This window comes from Exiguobacterium sp. OS-77 (assembly GCF_000414195.2).
Taxonomy (GTDB): domain Bacteria; phylum Bacillota; class Bacilli; order Exiguobacteriales; family Exiguobacteriaceae; genus Exiguobacterium_A; species Exiguobacterium_A indicum.
In genome coordinates, this window is record NZ_DF239008.1 from 1,250,729 (window position 1) to 1,273,962 (window position 23,234).

The 23,234-nt window shown below is 47.6% G+C and carries 18 protein-coding genes; all 18 read left to right on the forward strand.

Going from position 1 to position 23,234, the window contains the following annotated elements:
* Window positions 1-8 precede the first annotated feature (8 nt).
* The 18 genes from infB (at window position 9) to EXG77_RS06200 (ending at window position 23,113) form a co-directional block, all read left to right on the forward strand.
* On the forward strand, window positions 9-2,180 hold the full coding sequence (gene infB / locus EXG77_RS06110) for a translation initiation factor IF-2 (protein WP_035396789.1): 2,172 nt from the start codon (window positions 9-11) through the stop codon (window positions 2,178-2,180).
* A gap of 39 nt (window positions 2,181-2,219) precedes the next feature.
* Window positions 2,220-2,561, forward strand: a complete 342-nt coding sequence (gene rbfA, locus EXG77_RS06115; protein ID WP_023468679.1) for a 30S ribosome-binding factor RbfA — start codon at window positions 2,220-2,222, stop codon at window positions 2,559-2,561.
* 50 nt (window positions 2,562-2,611) lie between these two features.
* On the forward strand, window positions 2,612-3,520 hold the full coding sequence (truB, locus tag EXG77_RS06120; protein WP_023468678.1) for a tRNA pseudouridine(55) synthase TruB: 909 nt from the start codon (window positions 2,612-2,614) through the stop codon (window positions 3,518-3,520).
* Between the two features lie 16 nt (window positions 3,521-3,536).
* Window positions 3,537-4,466, forward strand: a complete 930-nt coding sequence (locus tag EXG77_RS06125; protein WP_035396791.1) for a bifunctional riboflavin kinase/FAD synthetase — start codon at window positions 3,537-3,539, stop codon at window positions 4,464-4,466.
* Window positions 4,467-4,589: 123 nt separating this feature from the next.
* Window positions 4,590-4,859: a 30S ribosomal protein S15 gene (gene rpsO / locus EXG77_RS06130; RefSeq protein WP_023468676.1), complete on the forward strand. Its 270-nt coding sequence runs from the start codon at window positions 4,590-4,592 to the stop codon at window positions 4,857-4,859.
* A gap of 138 nt (window positions 4,860-4,997) precedes the next feature.
* Window positions 4,998-7,217 carry a polyribonucleotide nucleotidyltransferase gene (pnp, locus tag EXG77_RS06135; RefSeq protein WP_035396793.1) on the forward strand — a complete coding sequence of 740 codons (2,220 nt, stop codon included), beginning with the start codon at window positions 4,998-5,000 and terminating at the stop codon, window positions 7,215-7,217.
* 74 nt (window positions 7,218-7,291) lie between these two features.
* The gene (locus EXG77_RS06140) at window positions 7,292-8,524 is read left to right on the forward strand and encodes a pitrilysin family protein (RefSeq protein WP_023468674.1); all 1,233 of its coding nucleotides are present in this window, start codon (window positions 7,292-7,294) and stop codon (window positions 8,522-8,524) included.
* A gap of 59 nt (window positions 8,525-8,583) precedes the next feature.
* Complete coding sequence (locus tag EXG77_RS06145) at window positions 8,584-10,047, forward strand: UDP-N-acetylmuramoyl-L-alanyl-D-glutamate--2,6-diaminopimelate ligase (RefSeq protein ID WP_023468673.1); 1,464 nt, start codon at window positions 8,584-8,586, stop codon at window positions 10,045-10,047.
* Window positions 10,044-11,303 (forward strand): lipid II:glycine glycyltransferase FemX, encoded by a 1,260-nt coding sequence (locus EXG77_RS06150; protein ID WP_029342035.1) that lies wholly within the window; start codon window positions 10,044-10,046, stop codon window positions 11,301-11,303. Before EXG77_RS06145 ends, EXG77_RS06150 begins: the two co-directional genes overlap by 4 nt.
* Complete coding sequence (locus EXG77_RS06155) at window positions 11,303-11,965, forward strand: M15 family metallopeptidase (protein WP_035396796.1); 663 nt, start codon at window positions 11,303-11,305, stop codon at window positions 11,963-11,965. The genes EXG77_RS06150 and EXG77_RS06155 overlap by 1 nt, the downstream gene beginning before the upstream one ends.
* Before the next feature lie 153 nt (window positions 11,966-12,118).
* Window positions 12,119-13,783, forward strand: a complete 1,665-nt coding sequence (locus tag EXG77_RS06160; protein WP_023468670.1) for a ribonuclease J — start codon at window positions 12,119-12,121, stop codon at window positions 13,781-13,783.
* A gap of 68 nt (window positions 13,784-13,851) precedes the next feature.
* Complete coding sequence (locus EXG77_RS06165; protein WP_035396798.1) at window positions 13,852-15,999, forward strand: DNA translocase FtsK; 2,148 nt, start codon at window positions 13,852-13,854, stop codon at window positions 15,997-15,999.
* Window positions 16,000-16,332: 333 nt separating this feature from the next.
* Window positions 16,333-17,346 (forward strand): BMP family protein, encoded by a 1,014-nt coding sequence (locus EXG77_RS06175; protein WP_035396802.1) that lies wholly within the window; start codon window positions 16,333-16,335, stop codon window positions 17,344-17,346.
* Window positions 17,347-17,568: 222 nt separating this feature from the next.
* Complete coding sequence (locus EXG77_RS06180) at window positions 17,569-18,288, forward strand: GntR family transcriptional regulator (RefSeq protein WP_023468666.1); 720 nt, start codon at window positions 17,569-17,571, stop codon at window positions 18,286-18,288.
* Window positions 18,289-18,417: 129 nt separating this feature from the next.
* The gene (locus EXG77_RS06185; protein WP_023468665.1) at window positions 18,418-19,491 is read left to right on the forward strand and encodes a BMP family protein; all 1,074 of its coding nucleotides are present in this window, start codon (window positions 18,418-18,420) and stop codon (window positions 19,489-19,491) included.
* A gap of 66 nt (window positions 19,492-19,557) precedes the next feature.
* Window positions 19,558-21,087 (forward strand): ABC transporter ATP-binding protein, encoded by a 1,530-nt coding sequence (locus EXG77_RS06190; protein WP_023468664.1) that lies wholly within the window; start codon window positions 19,558-19,560, stop codon window positions 21,085-21,087.
* The gene (locus EXG77_RS06195; protein ID WP_023468663.1) at window positions 21,084-22,154 is read left to right on the forward strand and encodes an ABC transporter permease; all 1,071 of its coding nucleotides are present in this window, start codon (window positions 21,084-21,086) and stop codon (window positions 22,152-22,154) included. The genes EXG77_RS06190 and EXG77_RS06195 overlap by 4 nt, the downstream gene beginning before the upstream one ends.
* On the forward strand, window positions 22,154-23,113 hold the full coding sequence (locus EXG77_RS06200; RefSeq protein ID WP_035396804.1) for an ABC transporter permease: 960 nt from the start codon (window positions 22,154-22,156) through the stop codon (window positions 23,111-23,113). Before EXG77_RS06195 ends, EXG77_RS06200 begins: the two co-directional genes overlap by 1 nt.
* Window positions 23,114-23,234: the final 121 nt, after the last annotated feature.

A 23,234-nucleotide genomic window follows, 5' to 3' on the forward strand; every position in this document is an offset into this window, starting at 1 on the left:
TGGATCCTTTGGGTAAGCGTGTATACGAATTCGCCAAGGAACAAAACGTAACAAGTAAGCAGGTCATCACCCAGCTCGAAAAGCTGGAGAAACCAGTCAAGAATCATATGGCAGTATTAGATGAACAGACAGTACAGAAACTCGATCAAGTATTTAATCCCGAAAAATATCGGGCTCAAAAGACGGAGGCTCCAAAACAAGTGAAATCAGATAATAAACCGAACCGACCAGGAAGTACAAACAAACCAGCAGGTAACCAATCACGTAACAGCAAAGGCGGACGCCCAGAATTCGGCAACCGTAACAACCGTGGCGGCAAACGTCGTCCGAACCAAAAGAAAGCAGAACCACGCAAACTTGAAGTAGCGGATCCGAACTCGAAGTCGAGTCAACGGAAAGCAGCTCGCCGAGCGCAAGAAGAGGCGATGGCAAACGTCGTTCAATACTCTGACAACTTGACAGTCGGTGAACTCGCTGAAAAAATGGCGAAAAAACCGAATGAACTGATCATGAAATTGATGGGTCTCGGTGTCATGGCGACGATCAACCAAGATCTTGATGACGAGACAGTCGAACTGCTCGCGACAGAGTTTGGTTTTGAAGTCGAAAAGACTGTCCAAGTCGATGAGACGGACTTTGATCAATACGAATTGAACCTTGACCAGTACGAATTGTCTGAGCGTCCACCGGTCGTTACGATCATGGGACACGTCGACCACGGTAAAACGACATTACTCGATTCGATCCGTAACACGAAGGTCACTGCAGGCGAAGCCGGCGGGATCACGCAGCACATCGGTGCTTACCAAGTTGAGATCGACGGCAAGAAGATCACGTTCCTTGATACACCAGGTCACGCGGCGTTCACGACGATGCGTGCACGTGGAGCAGATGTCACGGATATCGCAATCATCGTCGTTGCAGCCGATGACGGTGTCATGCCGCAGACGGAAGAAGCGATCAGCCACGCGAAAGCAGCTGGCGTTCCAATCATCGTCGCTGTCAACAAGATGGATAAAGAGGGTGCGAACCCTGACCGTGTCAAACAAGAATTGACAGAGTTCGAACTCGTTGCAGAGGACTGGGGCGGCGATACGATCTTCGTACCGGTTTCAGCTCTTAAAGGAGACGGTATCGACGAATTGCTCGAGATGATCCTTCTCGTCTCAGAAGTTCAAGAATACAAATCAACACCAGACATGAACGGTCGCGGAACAGTCATCGAGGCGAAACTCGATAAAGGACGCGGTCCAGTCGCTACACTTCTCGTTCAACACGGAACACTTCGCGTTGGTGACCCGATCGTTGTCGGTCACACGTTCGGTCGTATCCGGGCAATGGTCAACGATATCGGTCGTCGTGTCAAAGAAGTCGGACCATCGACGCCAATCGAAATCACAGGTCTAAACGATGTTCCGAAAGCGGGCGATCAATTCTTCGCATTCGAAGATGAGAAAAAAGCACGCCAAATCGGTGAAGCACGTTACCAACGTGAAATCGAAGCACAACGTCGCGATTCAGCGAAAGTTAGCTTAGAAGATCTCTTCGACCGCATCAAAGAAGGCGAAGTCAAGGACCTCAACATCATCATCAAAGGTGATGTCCAAGGTTCAGTTGAAGCCTTAGCCGGTTCATTGAAGAAAATTGATGTCGAAGGTGTTAAAATTAACATCGTACACTCAGGTGTTGGTGCGATCACGGAAGGTGACGTCATCCTCGCCTCGGCAGCAAATGCGATCATCATCGGATTCAACGTTCGTCCGGATGGTAACGCGAAATCAATGGCGGATCAGGAGAAGGTTGAAATTCGTCTTCACCGGATCATCTATAACGCGATTGAAGAAATCGAGCAAGCGATGAAAGGTCTCCTTGATCCTGAGTTCGTCGAGAAAATCATCGGTCAAGCTGAAGTCCGTGATGTCATCAAAGTATCGAAAGTCGGTACGATCGCGGGTGGATATGTCACGGAAGGTAAGTTAACGCGTGATGCAGGTGTCCGTGTCGTTCGTGACAGCATTGTCATCTACGAAGGAAAACTCGATACACTTCGCCGCTTCAAAGATGATGTCAAAGAAGTCGCTGCTGGTTACGAGTGTGGTATTAAGATCGAACGTTATGATGACGTAAAAGTCGATGATGTCATCGAAGCGTTCATCATGGAAGAAGTCAAACGGAAGTAACAGAACGGAATCCATTCTTCCGAACTGGAGGGAACAAACATGAGTTTACGCTCGAATCGTGTCGCCGAACAGGTGCGTAAGGAAATTACGCAACTGCTCATCAAGGATGTCAAGGATCCACGCGTCAAGCCGATTACCGTCACAGGTGTCGAAGTGACAGGAGACTTGCAACAAGCGACGATCTTCTATTCAGTCCTCGGTGACGAAAAAGCACGTGAGGATGCGCGCATCGGTCTTGAAAAATCAAAAGGCTTCATGCGTAAGGAAATCGGATCGCGGATTCGTCTGCGGAAAACACCTGAACTATTGTTCGAGGTCGATTCTTCTGTCGAATACGGATCACGCATTGATGAGTTGCTTCGGAATTTGAACAAAGATTAACACCTAAGGCAACCACGCGTGTGGTTGCCTTTTTTCAAGGAGGACATCACGTGGAACCCATCGGAGTATTACCACTAGATAAACCAGCCGGCATGACGAGTCATGATTGTGTCTTTCGTCTACGTCGCTTGTTTCAGACGAAAAAAGTCGGACATACAGGGACGCTTGACCCAGAAGTAACAGGTGTCTTACCGATTTGTCTCGGTCGAGCGACGAAACTTGCCCGTTTCATCACGGATGAAGGAAAACGTTACGCGGCGGAAGTGACGATCGGTTTTGCAACGACGACAGAAGATGCACACGGAGAGATCGTTCGTGAAACACCGGTCGAACCCGAAAGTATTACTGAAGAGGCGATCGCTGATATTCTGAGCGCCTTGACAGGAGAAATCGAACAGACGCCACCGTATTATTCAGCAGTCAAAGTGAACGGGAAGAAACTATACGAATATGCACGAAAAGGGATTGAAGTCGAGCGACCGACACGGATCGTCCGTATCGATCGATTGGAACGGACATCGGACCTTGTGTTCGAAGATGGTCTTTGTCGCTTCCGCCTTGATATCGCATGTGGAAAAGGGACCTATATCCGGACACTAGCAGTCGAAATCGGAGAACGACTCGGTTATGCGGCACACATGAGCGACTTACGCCGGACAGGTTCTGGTGCGATTGCTGAGACGGACACCGTCACACTCGAGACACTCGAATCGTATGAGACAGTCGAAGAGCGGATGCAACACGTCCTTCCGATCGAACACGTCATCCAAAAATGGCCACGATTGACGGTTGATGCAGCAACAGCGCAACGTGTCTTGAACGGAGCAAAGCTGACAAGCATTCCAGTCGAATTCGAGCTGTTTACTGTCTATAATGAAGAGGACGTACCTTTAGCGCTATATCGACGTCTTCCAGAAGAACAGGTAGCACGCGTCGAGGTCATGCTACAAATCGATTAAGATCGGAGAGAGCATCATGGACATCATACATTTGACATATCCGGAACAGCCTCAAAAAGCCCCTGCTGTCATCGCACTTGGCTTTTTTGACGGTGTACATCTCGGACATCAGCAAGTCATCGAAGCAGCACGGAAAGAAGCGGAGGCTCGTCGCCTGCCTTTGGCTGTCATGACCTTTGATCCACATCCGAAACAAGTACTTGGTAAAGGGGATGAACCGGTCCGCTACATCACGCCGCTTGAACGTAAATTAGAGAAAATCGAACGCCTTGGTGTCGATCGTGTTTACGTCATTGAGTTCACGATTCCTTTCTCGGAATTGTCACCGCAAGCTTTCGTCGATGAATATCTGATTGCGTCCGGTGCAGAGCATGTCGTCGCTGGATTTGATTATTCCTATGGTCGCTTCGGAGCTGGCAAAATGACGACGCTTGATTTTCATAGTCGTGGCACGTTCACGCACACCGTTGTAGCAGAGTTCCAAGAAGAAGCAGAAAAAATCAGCTCAACCCGGATTCGTCGTTTACTTGCTGCAGGAGAAGTCGAACCGGCTGCACGTTTACTCGGAGAACCCTACCAAATCAAAGGCACGATCATTCACGGTGACGCACGCGGTCGACAAATTGGCTTCCCGACAGCCAACATGCGCCCAGAATTCGCCTACGTCATACCGAAACTTGGTGTGTATGCGACATTCGTTCGCTTAGCGGACGGTCGTCGATTCAAAGCGATGACGAACGTCGGCAGACGCCCGACGTTTTATGAGACGGGAGACGTCAGTATTGAGACACATCTTCTTGACTTTGATGAGGATCTTTATGGTCAAGAATTGACGCTTGAATGGATTGCTTATTTACGCGATGAAAAAGCCTTCAATGGTATCGATCAATTGAAAGAACAGTTGACACGAGACCGCGAAGAGGCAAATACACGATTAAGCGTTTGACAGTACGGACAGGGTTCGTTATGATAGGTCAGTACGATTACGTACAGCCGATTCACTTGGCATCTGGTCTCACCATCCGATGCTCGGGAATACGGTCATTCATAAGATGGAGGTGGAGTGACAATGGCACTCACAAAAGAACGTAAAAACGAAATCATCGAAGCATATGCTACGAAACAAGGCGATACTGGTTCGCCGGAAGTACAAGTTGCTGTTTTAACTGAACAGATCACAACTTTGAACGATCACTTACGTACACACAAAAAGGATCACCACTCACGTCGTGGTCTCTTGAAAATGGTCGGTCGTCGCCGTAACTTGCTCACATACCTTCGTAACAAGGATGTTGCACGTTACCGTTCGTTGATCGAGCGTCTTGGTCTCCGTCGCTAATCCCGACGAGAACGAGGTAGGGAAGCAGGAGCATCGTCTCCTGTTTCTTTTTTTTGCCGATTCATGGACTTTTTGCGCAAGAACCTACATAATTAGATTTGAATGAAAAAACGGATAGCAGTGAGAGGAGATTTGTGCATGTCACAAACAAAACAGACGTTTTCGACCGAACTCGGTGGACGTCCATTAACGATTGAAATCGGTCAATTAGCAAAACAAGCGAACGGAGCAGCATTGATTCGCTACGGCGATACAGCCGTTCTTGCTACGGTCGTTGCATCAAAACAACCGAAGGACTTAGATTTCTTCCCATTAACAGTGAACTATGAAGAAAAATTATATGCGGCAGGGAAAATCCCAGGTGGATTCCTTAAACGTGAAGGACGCCCTGGAGAGAGCGCGATCTTGACTTCGCGTCTGATCGACCGTCCGATCCGTCCATTATTCCCGGACGGTTTCCGTCACGACGTACAAGTCGCGACGACGGTCCTTTCGTCAGATGCTGATAATTCACCAGAAGTCGCTGCGATGATCGGGGCTTCGATTGCCCTTTCGATCTCGGATATTCCATTCGATGGTCCAATCGCAGGCGTGACGATCGGTCGCGTCGACGGAGAGTTCGTCGTGAACCCGACTTCAGCGCAAATGGAAGTCAGCGATATCGACCTTCAAGTTGCCGGAACAAAACATGCCGTCAACATGGTCGAAGCAGGTGCGAAGGAAGTATCGGAACAAGCAATGCTTGAAGCGATCTTGCTTGGACACGATGTCATCAAGGAAATGATCGCTTTCCAAGAGGGGATCGTCGCACAAGTCGGTAAAGAGAAGTTCGAATATACGGTATCAAGCTTCGATGAGACAATCGTCAATCGCCTGAAAGCAGAAGCATTGGCAGAAGTCACACAAGCAGTTCAAGTCGAAGAAAAACAAGCACGTGACGTTGCCATCAACGAAGTCATCGCAAAATACATCGAGTTGTATGCAGCTGACGAGTCAGTCACAGCAGAACAACTAGCAGAAGTATCAGGCGTTCTCAACAAGTTCGTCAAAGACGAAGTCCGCCGTCTGATCACAGAAGATAAAATCCGTCCAGATGGTCGTGGTCTTGCTGAGATCCGTCCACTTGATTCAGAAGTCGGTCTCTTACCACGTGCACACGGTTCAGGTTTGTTCACTCGCGGTCAGACACAAGTCTTGTCTGTTGCGACACTCGGTGTTGCGGGTGACGCTCAAATCATCGATGGACTGGGTCTGAAGGAAGAGAAGCGTTTCATGCACCACTATAACTTCCCGCCATTCTCAGTCGGGGAAGCACGTCCGATGCGTGCACCAGGTCGTCGTGAAATTGGTCACGGGGCACTTGGAGAACGCGCACTCTTACCAGTTCTTCCGAATGAAGTCGATTTCCCGTACACGATTCGTCTCGTGTCAGAAGTCCTTGAGTCGAACGGTTCTTCATCACAGGCTTCAATCTGTGGTTCGATCCTTGCCATGATGGATGCTGGTGTTCCACTTAAAGCACCTGTCGCTGGTATCGCGATGGGCTTGATCATGGAAGGCGACAATTACTCGATCTTGACAGATATCCAAGGGATGGAAGATCATCTCGGAGATATGGACTTCAAAGTCGCTGGAACTCACGAAGGTGTCACAGCTCTGCAAATGGATATGAAAATCGGCGGAATCACGCGTCAAATCCTCGAAGAAGCACTCGAGCAAGCACGTCTTGGTCGTCTGCACATTCTTGAGCATATGCAAACGGTCATCGCTGAACCACGTGTCGAATTGTCACAATACGCACCAAAAATCGTCACACTCAAAATCAATCCAGATAAAATCCGTGATGTCATCGGACCTGGTGGTAAAGTCATCAACGGTATCATCGATGAGACAGGCGTCAAGATCGACATCGATCAAGACGGAACCGTCTTTATCGCTTCGACTGATCAAGCCGGCATCGATCGTGCCCGTCAATTGGTCGAAGATATCGTCCGTGAAGTCGTCGTCGGTGAAGAGTTCGATGGAACAGTTCGTCGTGTTGAGAAATTCGGTGCATTCGTCGAATTGTTCAAAGGAAAAGACGCACTCGTCCACATTTCGGAACTCGCACTTAACCGTGTCGGTCAAACGGAAGATGTCGTCAAACTTGGAGATAAGCTAAAAGTCCGTGTCACGGAAATCGATGACAAAGGACGCGTCAACGCTTCACACAAAGTCCTGCTCGTCGAAGGCTTAAGTGAAGAAGATCGTGCTGCATACGAAGAAAAGAAAAAGACAGAGCGTGAGAACCGCCCGCCACGTCGGGATCAGGGTTCACGCCCACCACGTGACGGACAACGTCCACCACGTCGTAACTAATGAATCCAAGGTGGCTCGACGGTGCAGAGAATGCAACGAGAGCCACCTTGTTTCCTATATTTGGAGGAATTACTATGATCGAACGGATACAATTAGAAAACGGAGTTCGACTGATCGTTGAACGGATGCCGGAAGCACGCAGCGTCGCGACCGGAATCTTCATTCAAGCAGGAAGTCGGACGGAACAGATCGAGGAGCATGGTATCAGTCATCTCATCGAGCATATGATGTTTAAAGGAACAAAACGCCATACGGCAAAAGAGATTGCGGTTTACTTTGACCGACTTGGTGGAAATATTAATGCGTTCACGAGTAAGGATCAAACGTGTTATTACGTCAAGACACTAGATGAACATGCAGGCGAAGCCTTTCACGTATTGGCGGACATGTTCCTTGAATCGACGTTTGACGCGGATGAACTGGAAAAAGAGAAAAAGGTCGTCATTGAAGAGATCAAGATGTACGATGACACACCGGATGATCTCGTCCATGAGTTATTAGCTGTTGCGGCTTACGGAGAAGATGTCATGGCTCGACCGATTCTTGGAACGGAAGAGAGTGTGCTTCGGATTGATCGTGCGATGATCGGACGATATCTCGAAGAAGCGTATGCTCCGGATCAAATCGTCATTTCCGTTGCCGGAAACGTCTCAGACGAGTTGATTGCGCAGATTCAAGAGCGGATGTCGATTCTCGAATCACGATCGAAGACACGCGAGACGACAGAGCCAAGGTTACAAAATGGTGTGATTCGTAAGGAAAAGGATACGGAGCAGGCTCATATTTGTTATAATTTCCGTGCGATTCCTTCTGCTGACCCACGTTTGCCTGCCCTCGCCTTACTCAATAATGCATTCGGTGCGACGATGTCGAGTCGCTTGTTCCAATCCATCCGAGAGGAACGCGGTCTTGCCTATTCAGTCTTTTCCTATTACACGACGTTTGACGATCATGGAACGTTCACGATCTATGTCGGCACGTCTCCGGAATCGGTCGAAGAGGTCGAACAGGTCCTCGCTGCTGAAATCGATCGCTTGAAGCGGGATGGATTATCGACGAAGGAACTCGAAGATGGGATTGAACAGCTGAAAGGTTCTCTGATTCTAGGCAACGAAGGCACATCGAGTCACATGAATCGAAACGCCCGAAATGAGTTGCATCTACATCGCCATCCATCACTTGAAGAAGTGTTAGCGGATGTCGAACGGATTCGTCCATCGGATATCGAAGGGCTGATTGAGCACATCTTTTCGGAGGAACCGGCAAAGGCCTATATTCTTCCGGCAGACGAAGAAGAGGAAGCATGATAGCAGAACGGAATAGATGAAACATATGAAATGACGATGTCGAGAAAGAAGGAATACCGTTGAATTTAGCTGAATTGATTCAAGTCATACAGACGCAAAAAATCGAACGAATGGTAGAAGTGGACGTTACGTCCATTACGACCGATTCACGGGATGTTAAACCGGGAACATTGTTCGTCGCCATCAAAGGATATACTGTTGATGGACACGACTATGCTAAACAGGCGGAAGCACAAGGAGCGGTCGCGATCGTTGCGGAACAACCGGTCGACGTGTCGATTCCTGTCATTCTTGTTCGTAGTACATCACGTGCCATTGCCGAGTTGGCTGGCAAATTCTATGATTATCCTTCTGAAAAGATGCGGATGATTGGTATTACGGGAACGAATGGGAAAACGACGACGACGACGATCGTCCGTGATATATTAGCGCACCTTGGTCGGAAGACGGGCATCATCGGTACGGTTGAAGTCAAGATTGGTGACCGCGTCGTGCCAAGTCGCAATACGACACCACAAAGCTCCGAGTTACAAGCCTTTCTGTATCAGATGCACGAAGAAGATGTCCAAGATGTCATCATGGAAGTCTCTTCACATGGATTAGAGCTTGGTCGGGTAACGGGTGTCGATTACGACGTTGCGGGATTCACGAATCTGACGCATGATCACCTTGATTTCCACAAAACGTTTGAAAACTATGCGCGTGCCAAAGGATTGTTGTTTGCACAACTCGGTCAACGGCTGTCGACAGAGAAAGTCGCGGTCTTGAATGCGGATGATCCGACGAGTGAGCTGTATGAGATGATGACAGGTGCTCGTGTCATGACATACGGCATCGACAACGCAGCTGATCTTCGAGCAACAGCGATTGAACAGTCGCTTCAACAAACGACGTTCACGATGCTGTACAAGGAAGAACAAGTCGATGTCACGGCGAATTTCATCGGTCGCTTCAACGTCTACAATCTGTTGCTTGCGACAGGGATCCTCTTATCTTGCGGATATGAGCTAGCGACGATTGCAGGCGCGATTTCAGCAATCCGTCCGGCAAAAGGTCGGATGCAACGCTTGCCGATTGAAGGATATAACGTGTATGTCGACTATGCGCATACGCCTGACGGCATCGAACAGTGTCTGAAAGCACTCGTTGACGTACCGAAGGAAAAGATCGTCTTCCTGATCGGGACAGGTGGAAATCGCGATGTGACGAAACGACCAAAGATGGGCGAACTCGCTTCGACGTACGCAGGAACCGTTGTCATCACAACGGATGATCCACGATATGAAGCATATGAGTCGATTACATCCGGCATCGCCAAAGGGATGACCCACGATCAGTTCGTTGAAATCGGTGATCGGGAAGAGGCTGTGCGTTACGCAGCACGACTCGCACGACCAGATAATATCGTCATCTTAGCCGGTAAGGGCCATGAAAAATATCAAATCATTGGGGATGAGAAATTCCCGCTCGATGAGGAAATCATCGTCAAAGAGATGATACGGCAAATGGAGGAACAGAAGTGACTTATCAACCAATCGTTGTAACCATAGATCAATTTGAAACATTCGTAAAAACACATCCCAAAGGCGACTTACTCCAGCTTCCAGCATGGGGAGAAGTCAAAAGCGCGACAGGATGGACACATGAACGGATCGCGGTCGGAACGGCTTCCGGTGAGATTGCCGGAGTTGGTCTTCTTTTGTTCAAGAAAGTACCGAAGCTACCGTTCACGCTTTGTTATGCACCGCGCGGTTTCGTCGTCGATTATACGGATACGGACGCACTTCGCGCCCTTCGTGACGAAGCGATTCGTGTCGCAAAACAACAGAAGGCAATTGCGATTAAATTTGATCCAAACGTCGAGCGGGAAGAATATCCTGGTCTGTTGCAGGAGATGCAAGGACTTGGCTTTAAACATAATGGCTTCGGTGGCGGTTTTGACTACGCGCAGCCACGCTTTACGATGGAGACGAGTCTTGTAGGGACAGAAAAAGAGATCTTCGACGGTTTCCATTCGAAGTTCCGCTACAACGTCCGCCTTGCTGAACGCAAAGGTATCGTATGCGAACAAGCGGATCGTGAAGGGCTAAAGACATTTGCGAAACTGATGGTCGAGACGGGCGAACGGGATGGTTTCTCAATCCGCGGTCTGGATTATTTCGAGAATCTGTACGATCATCTCCATCCAAAAGGTGATGCGGTCTTGTTTTTGACGAAACTCGATGTCGTACGTGCGCTTGAGAATACAGAAGCCTTATTACTTCAAGCCGATAAGGAACTCTCGAAGATTCATCGTCAGCTTGAGAAAGAGACGGCTGAGAAAAAGTTAAAGAGCTTAAACAATCGCTTGGAGCAGACGACAGCACAAATCGAAAAAGCCGAGAAGTCGAAGACGGAACTGATGACGATTGCTGCCAAACATCCAAACGGTGTCATCCTGTCTGGTGGTCTTTTGACGCTTGCTGGTCGTCGCTCGTATTACTTATACGGCGCTTCATCGAACGAGTACCGGGAATTCATGCCGAACCACTTGATGCAGTGGACGATGATGCAATATGCGAAAGAACATGGTGCGCTCTCCTATGACTTCGGTGGAGTCAGTGGTTCGACAGACCCGGATGATCATTACGCGGGACTCTATGCCTTTAAATCTGGTTGGGGTAGCCGGATGATTGAAAAAATCGGTGAGTTCGATTATGTACTCAATCGTCCACTCTATCTGTTGCTTGAGACTGGGTTACCGATTCTACAAAAACTTCGGAAGAAGCTTCGCCGCTGATGAAACGGGGAACAATCTTCGGTTGGATCGTATTTTTATTGACGATGTTTGCGATTGGATTGTTTCTTGCGGCATCCATGAATCGGATGCCGACGATTTTGATGGATCAACCGGAGCTCGGGATTGATAGTTGTCCACGAGATGTAGCGGGAGAAAATCGTTTGATTAATGCAAGCGAGACGAACCTGAAGCGTCTCCACCCAGCTGTCGAAGCAGGGGTAAAGGATCTGATCCGTGTGGCGCATTCTTGCTACAATATCGATATCAAGATTACGCAAGGATACCGCTCGATTCAGCAACAGAATGCGCTTTATGAACAGGGACGTTCTGAGGCAGGGGAAGTCGTCACGAATGCACGAGGTGGTGAATCGATGCACAATTATGGACTCGCTGTCGATTTCGTTCAGCTCGTGAATGGAGAGATTTCATATGATCTTGAGTATGATGGGAATCGGTCAGGGAAAAGTGATTGGCGTGAAGTCGCTGATATCGGAAAAGCGCTCGGTTTCGAATGGGGAGGCGATTGGAAACGATTCGTCGACTATCCTCATTTTGAGATGACGTTCGGGTATTCGCTCGACGAACTGAAGGCTGGTGAACGTCCAAGCCGTTCGGAAAAAGCGAAACGAACGGAAGAAGTCGAAGATTTGTTGAATACGTGATCAACGTCATTCCTGGAGTAATGTGGCAGGAATGACGTTTTTTTTAGATTTCCTAGTCCGATTGTTGGCAGATTGTGAAAATTCGGCTAGAATAGTGATAGTGATAAGTGGACGGCTCACGAAAAGTGAATATGAATTATAGGAGGTCATGTTGTGTCAAAGAAGAAGACGGAAAAAGTAAGCGTCTTTGCTCTTGGTGGCGCCGGTGAGATCGGGAAGAACATGTACGTCGTCGAACTCGACGAGGACATCTTCGTCATCGATGCCGGATTAATGTTCCCAGGAGACGAGATGCTTGGAATCGATAAAGTCATTCCAGACATCAGTTATTTAAAAGAAAACAAAGAGCGGATTCAAGGGATTTTCATTACCCATGGTCACGAGGATCATATCGGGGCACTCAGTTACGTCTTGCGTGACTTAAAAGTACCGGTTTACGGAACGCGTTTGACGCTCGGTTTGATTGAACACAAATTAAAAGAAGCCGGTTTATTGAAAAAGGCAGATCTTCGTCCAATTGATGCCAAGACGAAATTAACCGTTGCAGGTCATTTTATTACGTTCTTCCGGGTCAACCACTCGATTCCGGATGCAGTCGGGGTATGTATTCAAACATCTCAAGGTGCGATCGTCCATACAGGGGATTTCAAGTTCGATTACACACCAGTTGATGGAAAACAGGCGGATTTCGGGAAGATTGCAGCAATTGGTCAACGGGGAGTGCTTTGCTTACTGTCTGACTCAACGAATGCAGAGCGACCAGGGATGTCTGGATCAGAATCGATCGTCGGTTCTGAACTGAACGACGTCATCTATGAGGCACCAGGTCGTGTCATCGTCGCTTCATTTGCTTCGAACATTCATCGTCTACAACAAGTGTTTGCGGCAGCAGAAGCGAACAATCGAAAAGTAGCGGTCGTTGGTCGTAGCATGGTCAATAACGTCGAAGTGGCACAGCGTTTGAATTACTTACGCTTCAAACAGAAAACATTGATTGATCTATCTGACATCAACCGCCTCGACGACAACCAAGTCGTCATCTTGACGACAGGATCGCAAGGTGAGCCGATGGCAGCCTTGACACGAATGGCGCGTAACGCACATAAGCAAGTCAATATTCGCTTGAACGATACGGTCGTCGTTGCGGCTTCGCCGATTCCGGGTAACGAAAAGTCGGTTTCGAAAACGATCGATCTTTTGTTCCGTGCTGGTGCGAATGTCATTTACAACCAACGGAAAGTACACGTGTCCGGTCATGGTCATGCGGAAGATCTGAAGTTGATGCTCAACTTGATCAAACCGAAATTCTTCCTACCGATTCACGGAGAATTCCGGATGCAAAAGGCACACAGTCGTCTCGCACAGACGGTTGGCGTCAATGCGAACAACATCTTCATCATCGAGAATGGGGATGTCGTTGAGTTCGAGAAGCGCAAAGCACGGATGTCACGCAAAGTGAACGCTGGAAACGTCTTGATCGACGGAATCGGTGTGGGTGATGTCGGAAACATCGTCCTTCGTGATCGTCGCTTGTTATCGCAAGACGGTGTCGTCCTTTGTGTCATTACGATCAGCCGGAAAAACAAAACGATCGTATCGGGACCAGAAATCATCTCTCGCGGATTCGTCTACATGCGTGAATCAGAGGATATGATCAACGAAGCAAACCGAATCGTTGCGAAACAACTACAAGGTAAATTAAACGGAGAATTGGATTGGACGGAGATGAAGTCGTTGATTCGAGATAAACTGAGTGCTTATCTCTATGAACAGACGAAACGCCGCCCGATGATTCTTCCAATCATTATGGAGATTTAACAAACGAGCGGCTCAGATTGACCAATACCTGGTCCACTGAGCCGTTTTTTTATCAGGAGGGATGACGTATGGCGACGACGAAACGAAAACCTGTACGAAAAAAAACGCCGCCACGGAAACGACCGGCAGCGAAGAAACAACGTCAGCCGATTGCGTATCGTACATATGCGACCATCATCGCAATCGTCTCATTATTAGCTTTCGTTCTCGCTTTCGGGGAGTTCGGGAAAGTCGGACTGACGCTAGCCGATGGAGGAGAGCGGTTAATTGGTCAGTTCGGTTCCTTATTATATGGTGGAATCGGTGCTGTGCTACTTTTACTCCTCTCGAATGCGTCGCGTGCTCAAAAATGGGCATGGTCGATGTTACTGATGGGTTCAGTCGTCTGGATTGATCTATTGCTCGGAGCACCGCGTGGCATTCTCAATGGATGGCTCTATCAAAACGCAGCTTATTATATTTCGAGCGCGGGTGCCTTCTTGATTGGTCTGTTCTTCATCGGAACGGCCGTTCATATCCTACGCCCATCGTTTTATGGAGAGCTGTGGCTTGGGCTCCGGGAACGTGCAGAAGAGTTTCGCAATCGTGAACGGACACCACGTCCTCGTGTCGAAAAAGAGTTGAAACCGAAACCGGTTCGTGAGAAAAAACCGAAGACGTTGCGACCAGCAACTGTCGAGGAACCGATCGAAACGGAACAAGAAGCAGAAGATCCTTCCGTCAACATTCAAGACGTTCCAATCATCGGTTTCACGGATCACGTTGAACCGCAAGCAGCGGAGACACAAGGACCGTTGACGATGACAGAGACACCCGACGGTTATCAATTGCCGTCGCTTGATTTGTTAGCAGAACCAACATCAAAAGACTTGTCCGGTGAGAACAAACGATTGAAGGACAATGCGACGAAATTGATTGCGACCTTAAAGTCGTTCGGGATCGGAGCAAAAGTTTTAAAGATTCATCTCGGACCTAGTGTCACGAAGTACGAGATTGAACCAAAACAAGGAATCAAGCTTAGTCGAATCACGGGACTCGCCGATGACTTAGCGCTAGCGTTAGCCGCAAAAGATATCCGGATCGAAGCACCGATTCCGGGTAAAGCGGCTGTTGGAATCGAGGTGCCGAACCGTGAAGTCGCCATGGTATCACTTCGAGAAGTACTAGGAGCGGAGAGCGTCCAATCGGACAGCGATCGTTTGCTCGTCGCACTCGGACGAAGCATTTCTGGTGAGACGGTGACAGCGAAGTTGAATAAGATGCCACACGTCTTAGTTGCCGGCTCAACCGGTTCCGGTAAATCGGTCTGTATCAATGGGATGATTGTCTCGATATTGATGCGGGCACGACCGGATGAAGTCCGCTTGATGATGATTGACCCGAAAATGGTCGAATTGAATGTCTACAATGGCATTCCGCACCTCTTAGCGCCCGTCGTCACCGATCCTAAAAAAGCGGCACAGGCATTAAAACAGGTCGTCTCGGAAATGGAACGCCGTTATGAGATCTTCAGTCAAAACGGAGCGCGCAACATCGAAGGCTACAATGCACTGATTGATAAGATGAACGCAGAGGAGAAAGTGCATCAACGATTACCGTACATCGTCGTCATCGTCGATGAGTTAGCTGACTTGATGATGGTCGCGTCAAACGAAGTCGAAGATGCGATCATGCGACTTGCACAAATGGCGCGAGCAGCAGGAATTCATATGGTCATTGCGACGCAGCGTCCGAGTGTTGACATCATCACCGGTGTCATCAAGGCGAATATCCCGTCGCGGATCGCATTCAGTGTATCGAGTGCGACTGACTCGCGGACGATTCTTGATACGGGAGGCGCTGATAAATTGCTCGGACGAGGAGATATGTTGTTACTTGGTAATGGCATGAACAAACCGGTCCGCGTACAAGGAGCCTTTTTATCGGACGAAGAAGTCGAGAAGATCGTCAATCATGTCATCAGTCAGCAAAAGGCACAGTATGTTGAAGCGATGATTCCAAAAGATGTACCAGAGGGCGAAACAGAGGTCGACGATCCACTTTACGATGAGGTCGTCCAGTTCATTCTGACACAAGAGACGGCATCAACGTCGATGATTCAACGAAAGTACCGCATCGGTTACAACCGAGCTGCCCGTCTTATTGATGCGTTAGAAGAAAATGGTCTGATTGGTCCATCTGAAGGATCTAAACCACGTCGCGTCATGGGACGTTAATCGAGTAGAAAGGAAGTCGTGGAATATTCCAAGGCTTCCTTTTCTTTTCTAGAAAAATGTATAGAGAAGACCCGGTATCTCGAAAAAAGTAAAAGACATATGAAAAAAAGACATGATGATTTTGTATAAATAGAAATGACTGGAAAAATTAATGAAGGCATCAAAAATAAAATCGCTTTCATGAAAATAGTTGTCAGACGTCTGTTGATTTTCAGTAGTGTTTTTGGCATACTCAGTCATATGAGTGACCGACCTTCAACACGAGGGCTGGGAGCGGCTTTTTCACAAATAGATAATGAAAGCGCTCTCATAATTGCAGAGGAGATGGATGAAATGAAGAAGAAACAGGTAATCGTATCGATGATGTCAGTAGCGACAGTTGGTCTTGCTGCTTGTGGTGGTTCAGGTGAGAAAGCCGATCAAAAAGATCAATTCTCTGTTGCGATGGTAGCCGATAAGGGTGGGATCGATGATAAATCGTTCAACCAATCCGCTTGGGAAGGTCTGCAAGCGTACGGTAAAGACAACAAACTTCAAAAGAATGAAGGGTTCTCTTATCTACAATCTAAATCGCAACAAGATTATCAACCGAATCTATCGCGTCTTGCTCGTGGGGGAGAAGATTTAGTTTTCGGAATCGGGAACACGTTCAATGAGGATATCAAAACAGTTGCTGATCAATTCAAAGACACACAATTCGCAATCATCGATAACGTCGTGGAAGGAAAGAACGTCACGTCGATCACATTCAAGGAAAATGAAGGAGCATATCTTGCAGGGATTGTTGCTGCAATGGAGACGAAAAAAGATCATATCGGTTTCGTTGGTGGGATGAAGATGGACGTCATCGAGCGTTTCCGTTCCGGTTTCGAAGCAGGTGCTAAGTCCGTCAATCCGAAGATTAAAATCGATGTCCAATATGCGGAAGACTTCGCAGCTCCAGAAAAAGGTCAAGCGATCGCAGCTGGAATGTATGGTAAAGGCGCAGATATCATCTTCCCAGCAGCAGGTGGTACAGGAAACGGTGTCTTCACAGAGGCGAAAAACCGCAAGAAAAACGGTGAAAACGTCTCAGTCATCGGTGTCGACCGAGACCAAAAAGAAGAGGGGATGCCGGAAGACGTTACATTAACTTCTGTCATCAAACGTGTCGACCGTGCAGTCGAAGATACAGCAAACGCAGCGAAGGATGGTAAACTCGAGGGCGGCAAAACGATTCGTTATGGTCTGAAAGAAGATGGAGTTGATATCGTACCATCTGAAAAGATTTCGAAGAAGACGTTGACTGCGCTTGAGAAAGCAAAATCAGATGTCGTTTCTGGAAAAATCGAAGTACCTGAGCAATAAGCGTTGAAAAAAGAAGGGGCATTCTTAGGTAGAATGCCCTATTTTCTTCCATTATTGATTGCGTTATGAAAAGGGTTACAAAAGCGCCAGAAGTCAGACTTCTAACCTGTTACAAAATGATTGCAGGATTGTGTTGGGCGTCATATACTTATCTTGGCTGGAGTTCTCATACGTCAGAAGTCTGAGCACTGGTTACAACTAGATAGAGGATGGAGATGCGTCATGTCGATTAAATTAGATCATCGTTTGCTTTATTTACGTGTGATTGAAAAGATCAAGTCTGACATCGATGACGGCGTTTACAAGGAAGGCGAGAAGCTCCCTTCAGAGTTTGAACTTTCAAAGCAACTTGGCGTCAGTCGAGCTACTCTTCGAGAGGCATTACGAATTCTTGAAGATGAGAACATCGTCATCCGTAAACACGGTGTCGGTACGTTTATCAATGCAAGACCACCGTTTACTTCTGGAATCGAAGAATTGTACAGCGTAACAGAAATGATTGCGCGCGCAGGTATGGTTCCGACATCAGAAGTGTTATCATCCGAGATGGTCCAACCGACTGAGCGCGACCGAGAGCGTTTTCAACTTGGTCCGGATGAATTGGTTTATCGAATCGAACGAATCCGACTCGCAGGGGATGTTCCTGTCGTCTATTGTATCGATAAGATTCCAAGCCATTATATTAAAAATGAAGAGCAGTTCACCTCTTCGACATCATTATTTGATGCTTTAGAAAAAGAACTTGGACGACGTGTCACGCATGCCGTGACGCACATCGAGCCACGTATTGATCCGAAAATCGCTGAACAATTACATACGGACCAACCTCTGCTCGCTTTGCGTCAAACGCATTATGATGAGCTCGACCGTTCCGTTCTTTTTTCAGCGAACTATTTCCGAGCAGATAAGTTTGATTTCCACGTCATCCGTAAACGTGTGTGAGCCATTGTTTTAGGATGAATACTGAAAGCGCTTTCCGTCATAACCTACGTAACGCTCCTCATCGCCAGCCTCGGGTGCTAGACGTAGTCTTGAACTTTGTATGACCATATTCGAAAGGGGATTTTCCAGATGAAAAAGAAGTCACTTCTCGCATTAGCAGCAACAGGTTTAGCAATGAGTTCGGTCCTTGCAGCATGTGGTGGCAACGACGATTCAAAAGATTCAGGTAGCGGTAGCAAATCAGAAGGCTTTAAAGTAGGTATGGTTACAGATACAGGCGGCGTGGATGATAAATCATTCAACCAATCTGCTTGGGAAGGTATCCAGAAGTTCGGAAAAGACAACGACTTAAAAGAAGGTACTGGCTACAAATATCTTCAATCTGCAAAACAATCGGATTACCAACCAAACCTTCAGCAATTAGCTCGTGCTAAATACGACTTGATCCTCGGTATTGGATTCTTGATGGCTGAAGATATCGGTAAAGTAGCGGATCAGTTCAAAAAGAACAACTTCGCACTCGTCGATATGGTCGTTGACAAGCCAAACGTCGCGTCAATCGTCTTCAAAGAAAATGAAGGATCATTCCTTGTTGGTGTCGTTGCTGGTTTGACGACGAAATCAGATAAAGTCGGATTCGTCGGCGGCGTTAACTCTGACTTGATCAAGAAGTTCGAAAGTGGATTCAAAGCAGGTGTTAAAGCAGTCAACCCAGACGCTGACATCGAAGTTCAATATGCAGAAGACTTCAACGCTGCTGAAAAAGGACAAGCGATCGCTTCAGGTATGTACGGTAAAAAAGTCGACGTCATCTATCATGCAGCTGGTGGTACAGGACAAGGGGTATTCACAGAAGCGAAAAACCGTAAGAAAAACGGTGAAGATGTTTGGGTTATCGGTGTAGACCGTGACCAAGTCGAAGAAGGTATGCCAGAGAACGTCACATTGACGTCAATGGTCAAACGCGTTGATACAGCAGTTGAACAAGTCGCGAAAGATACGAAAGACGGCAACTTCCCAGCAGGTAAAGTCGTTGAGTTCGGTTTGAAAGACGGCGGTGTTGATATCGCACCTTCAAAAGACAACGTTTCGAAAGAAGCGCTCGACAAAGTCGAAGAGTACAAAAAACAAATCATCGATGGCGACATCAAAGTCCCAGCGACAGACGACGAGTACAAAGAATACGAAGCGTCACTGAAATAATAATGAAAGCGGGGGTCGCTAGCATTGCGGCTCCCCCTTTTAAACTAAACATGGGAGTGGATTTTCTTGGAATACGTCATTGAGATGCTAAACATCAGAAAAGAGTTTGGCAGTTTCGTCGCAAATGATAACATCACGCTCCAGCTTCGGAAAGGTGAGATTCACGCTTTACTTGGTGAAAACGGTGCCGGAAAATCGACGCTGATGAACGTCTTATTTGGTTTGTATCAGCCTGAGGCTGGAGAAATTCGTGTACGTGGTGAAAAAGTCAATATAACGAGTCCGAACGTCGCGAACGATCTTGGAATCGGTATGGTGCACCAACACTTCATGCTCGTTCAAAATTTCACTGTTACTGAAAACATCATTTTAGGTGCAGAGCCACGTGCCGGAATTAAGATCGACCGTGCAACTGCACGTGAGAAGGTACGCCAGATTTCTGAACAGTATGGTCTTGCTGTTGATCCTGATGCAAAAATCGAGGATATCTCAGTCGGAATGCAACAGCGTGTTGAAATTTTAAAGACGTTGTACCGTGGTGCAGACATCTTGATCTTCGATGAACCATCTGCTGTCTTGACACCACAAGAGATCAAGGAATTGATTCAGATCATGAATCGTTTGATCGCAGAAGGAAAGTCGATCATCCTCATCACGCATAAACTGAAAGAAATCATGGAAGTAGCTGATCGCTGTACGACGATTCGCCGTGGTAAGTATATTGGAACGGTCGATATCGATGAGACGATGACACAGTCGCGTCTTGCTGAAATGATGGTAGGTCGTGAAGTCAACTTTAATGCGGAGTATTCCAAGGCAACTCCACAAGAACTCGTTCTCGACATCAAGGACTTAGTCGTCAAGGACAGTCGTGGCATCAAAGCCGTCGATGGATTAAATCTCGACATTCGTGCTGGAGAGATCGTCGGAATTGCCGGAATCGACGGAAACGGGCAGACGGAATTGATTGAAGCCATCACTGGTCTTCGTAAAGCGGATAGTGGGGAAATCTTCCTCAACAATAAATCGATCAAAAACTTGAAGCCACGTAAAGTGACGGAATCAGGTGTCGGTCACATTCCGCAAGACCGTCATAAACATGGACTTGTCCTCGATTATTCAATCGGACATAACATGGTCTTACAAACGTATTACAAACAACCGTATTCAAAAGCAGGCATCATGAACTATAAACAAGTCATGGAAAAAGCAAAAACGCTCATCGAGAAGTTCGACGTCCGAACTCCAAGTCCAGAGACGTTTGCTCGTGCCTTGTCAGGTGGTAACCAGCAAAAAGCGATCATTGCGCGTGAAGTGGATCGTTCACCAGACCTATTGATTGCAGCACAGCCGACACGTGGCCTTGATGTCGGAGCAATCGAGTTCATTCATGAACAGTTGGTTCTTGAACGCGAAAAAGGTCGCGCTGTCTTGTTGATTTCATTCGAACTCGAAGAAATTCTTCAAGTATCAGATCGGATTGCCGTTCTTTATGAAGGAAAAACAGTTGCCTTCTTGGATCCAAAAGAAACGAATGAGATCGAGCTTGGCTTCTTGATGGCCGGCGGTAAGAAAGAGGAGGTAGGTCATTCATGAAGTTAGAGCGTTTTTACGGCATCCTCATTCCGATTCTTTCCATCATCCTTGGAATGGTCGTCGGGGCGATCGTCATGGTCATCGGCGGGTATGATCCGATTGCCGGTTTTGATCAGTTATTCTATGGTATTTTTGGCGAACCATACAGCATCGGTGAAACATTGCGAGCAGCAGCTCCGTTGATCTTTGCCGGTCTTGCTGTCGCATTTGCTTTCCGAACTGGACTCTTTAACATCGGGGTTGAAGGTCAGGTTCTCGTCGGGTGGATGGTCGCAGTTTGGATCGGGATTGAGTTTGATCTACCGATGGCGATTCATTTACCGCTTGCTCTAATTGGAGCAGGTTTAGCAGGTGCACTTTGGGCATCGATTCCTGGTATCTTAAAAGCGAAGTTCCACGTGCATGAAGTCATCACGTCAATCATGATGAACTATATCGCGTTGTATGTGACGAATGATATTTTACGTCACGTCATCGGTATTACGAACGAGCGGACGGAGTCAGTCAAGGAATCAGCATCCCTTGCGTCACCGTTCTTACAAGAGATCACGGATTTTTCACGTTTGCATAACGGGATTTTCATCGCAGTCATTGCTGCCCTCGTCTTCTGGTTCATTTTGTGGAAAACAACGCTTGGTTATGAACTCCGAGCAGTTGGATTCAACAAGAATGCTGCAGAGTATGCAGGGATGGGCGTTAACCGAAACATCATCTTATCGTTCGTTATCTCTGGTGTCTTTGCAGGTCTCGCTGGAGCGATGGAAGGTCTTGGGACGTTCCAAAACATGACATTGAATGCATCCTTCACAGGTGTTGGATTCGACGGAATTGCGGTTGCCTTGTTAGGTGCGAATAACCCGATCGGTGTCGTTCTCGCGGCGTTACTGTTTGCGGGACTTAACATCGGTGGTCTGTCGATGCAACAGATTGGTATTCCACCGGAACTGATCAAAATCATCATCGCATTCATCATCATCTTCGTGGCTTCTGGATACGCGATTCGTCTCGTCATCGAGAAGTTCACGGTTAAGAAAGAATCTAAAAAAGCGAAAGGAGCCGGTCAATAATGGGCTTTCTTGAAGTACTTTATATCATCGTGCCAATCGCACTCGCCTATTCGGCTCCGTTGATCATTGCAGCACTTGGCGGCATTTTCAGTGAGCGTTCTGGTGTCGTCAACATCGCGTTAGAAGGATTAATGGTCATGGGTGCCTTCACAGGTGTCGTCACGGCATTGACTTTATCGAAAATGGGCTTAGGTGCTGCGAGTCCTTGGCTTGCGATGCTCATCGCGATCGTCGTTGGAGCAGTTTTCTCACTGTTCCTTGCGATTCCAGCAATCCTATTCCGAGCAGACCAAACGGTTCTTGGAGTAGCGATCAACTTGCTTGCGGTTGGTCTTGCGATCTTCCTTGTCCGGGCACTTTACAGTAAAGGACAGACAGATTCGATTCCAAACCGGATTTCGAAAGAGAATGTACCATTCTTGTCTGATATTCCAGTCGTGAAGATGTTCTTCGCAAACGTCTACTACACATCGTATATCGCAATCGTTCTCGCGTTCGTCGCCTGGTACATCATCTTCAAGACACCATTCGGTCTTCGCTTACGTTCTGTCGGAGAACACCCGATGGCAGCGGACACGATGGGAATCAACGTCACGAAGATGCGTTTCATCGGTGTTATGATCTCTGGTGGTTTCGGTGGTCTTGCTGGTGCTGTCTACGCGACGTCGATTTCATTGAACTTCAGTGTGACGACGATTCTCGGTCAAGGCTTCCTCGCGATTGCAGCGATGATCTTCGGAAAATGGAACCCGCTCGGTGCCATGGGGGCAGCCCTTTTCTTCGGGTTCGCTCAAGCGATTTCGATCATCGGTCAGCAATTGCCGTTACTCGATCAAATTCCACAAGTGTATCTGTTGATTGCGCCGTATTTATTGACGATCTTAGCACTTGCTGGTGTCGTTGGTCGTGCAGATGCTCCAAAAGCTGTCGGTGTACCGTATATCAAAGGAAAACGCTAAATTTTTACTAATCATAGACCGGATGTTGCCAATTGGCGATGTCCGGTTTTTTTAGATAATCGATAGATTGAATGAGAAAAAGTCCAATAAAAAAAGATGCTTCGCGAGGAAACATCTTTTT

Bases quoted from the DNA above. Each gene is read 5' to 3' on its own strand.
- rbfA (WP_023468679.1), top strand. From the start codon at position 2,220: ATGAGTTTACGCTCGAATCGTGTCGCCGAACAGGTGCGTAAGGAAATT.
- EXG77_RS06125 (WP_035396791.1), top strand. From the start codon at position 3,537: ATGGACATCATACATTTGACATATCCGGAACAGCCTCAAAAAGCCCCT.
- rpsO (WP_023468676.1), top strand. From the start codon at position 4,590: ATGGCACTCACAAAAGAACGTAAAAACGAAATCATCGAAGCATATGCT.
- pnp (WP_035396793.1), top strand. From the start codon at position 4,998: ATGTCACAAACAAAACAGACGTTTTCGACCGAACTCGGTGGACGTCCA.
- EXG77_RS06140 (WP_023468674.1), top strand. From the start codon at position 7,292: ATGATCGAACGGATACAATTAGAAAACGGAGTTCGACTGATCGTTGAA.
- EXG77_RS06155 (WP_035396796.1), top strand. From the start codon at position 11,303: ATGAAACGGGGAACAATCTTCGGTTGGATCGTATTTTTATTGACGATG.
- EXG77_RS06165 (WP_035396798.1), top strand. From the start codon at position 13,852: ATGGCGACGACGAAACGAAAACCTGTACGAAAAAAAACGCCGCCACGG.
- EXG77_RS06175 (WP_035396802.1), top strand. From the start codon at position 16,333: ATGAAGAAGAAACAGGTAATCGTATCGATGATGTCAGTAGCGACAGTT.
- EXG77_RS06180 (WP_023468666.1), top strand. From the start codon at position 17,569: ATGTCGATTAAATTAGATCATCGTTTGCTTTATTTACGTGTGATTGAA.
- EXG77_RS06185 (WP_023468665.1), top strand. From the start codon at position 18,418: ATGAAAAAGAAGTCACTTCTCGCATTAGCAGCAACAGGTTTAGCAATG.
- EXG77_RS06195 (WP_023468663.1), top strand. From the start codon at position 21,084: ATGAAGTTAGAGCGTTTTTACGGCATCCTCATTCCGATTCTTTCCATC.
- EXG77_RS06200 (WP_035396804.1), top strand. From the start codon at position 22,154: ATGGGCTTTCTTGAAGTACTTTATATCATCGTGCCAATCGCACTCGCC.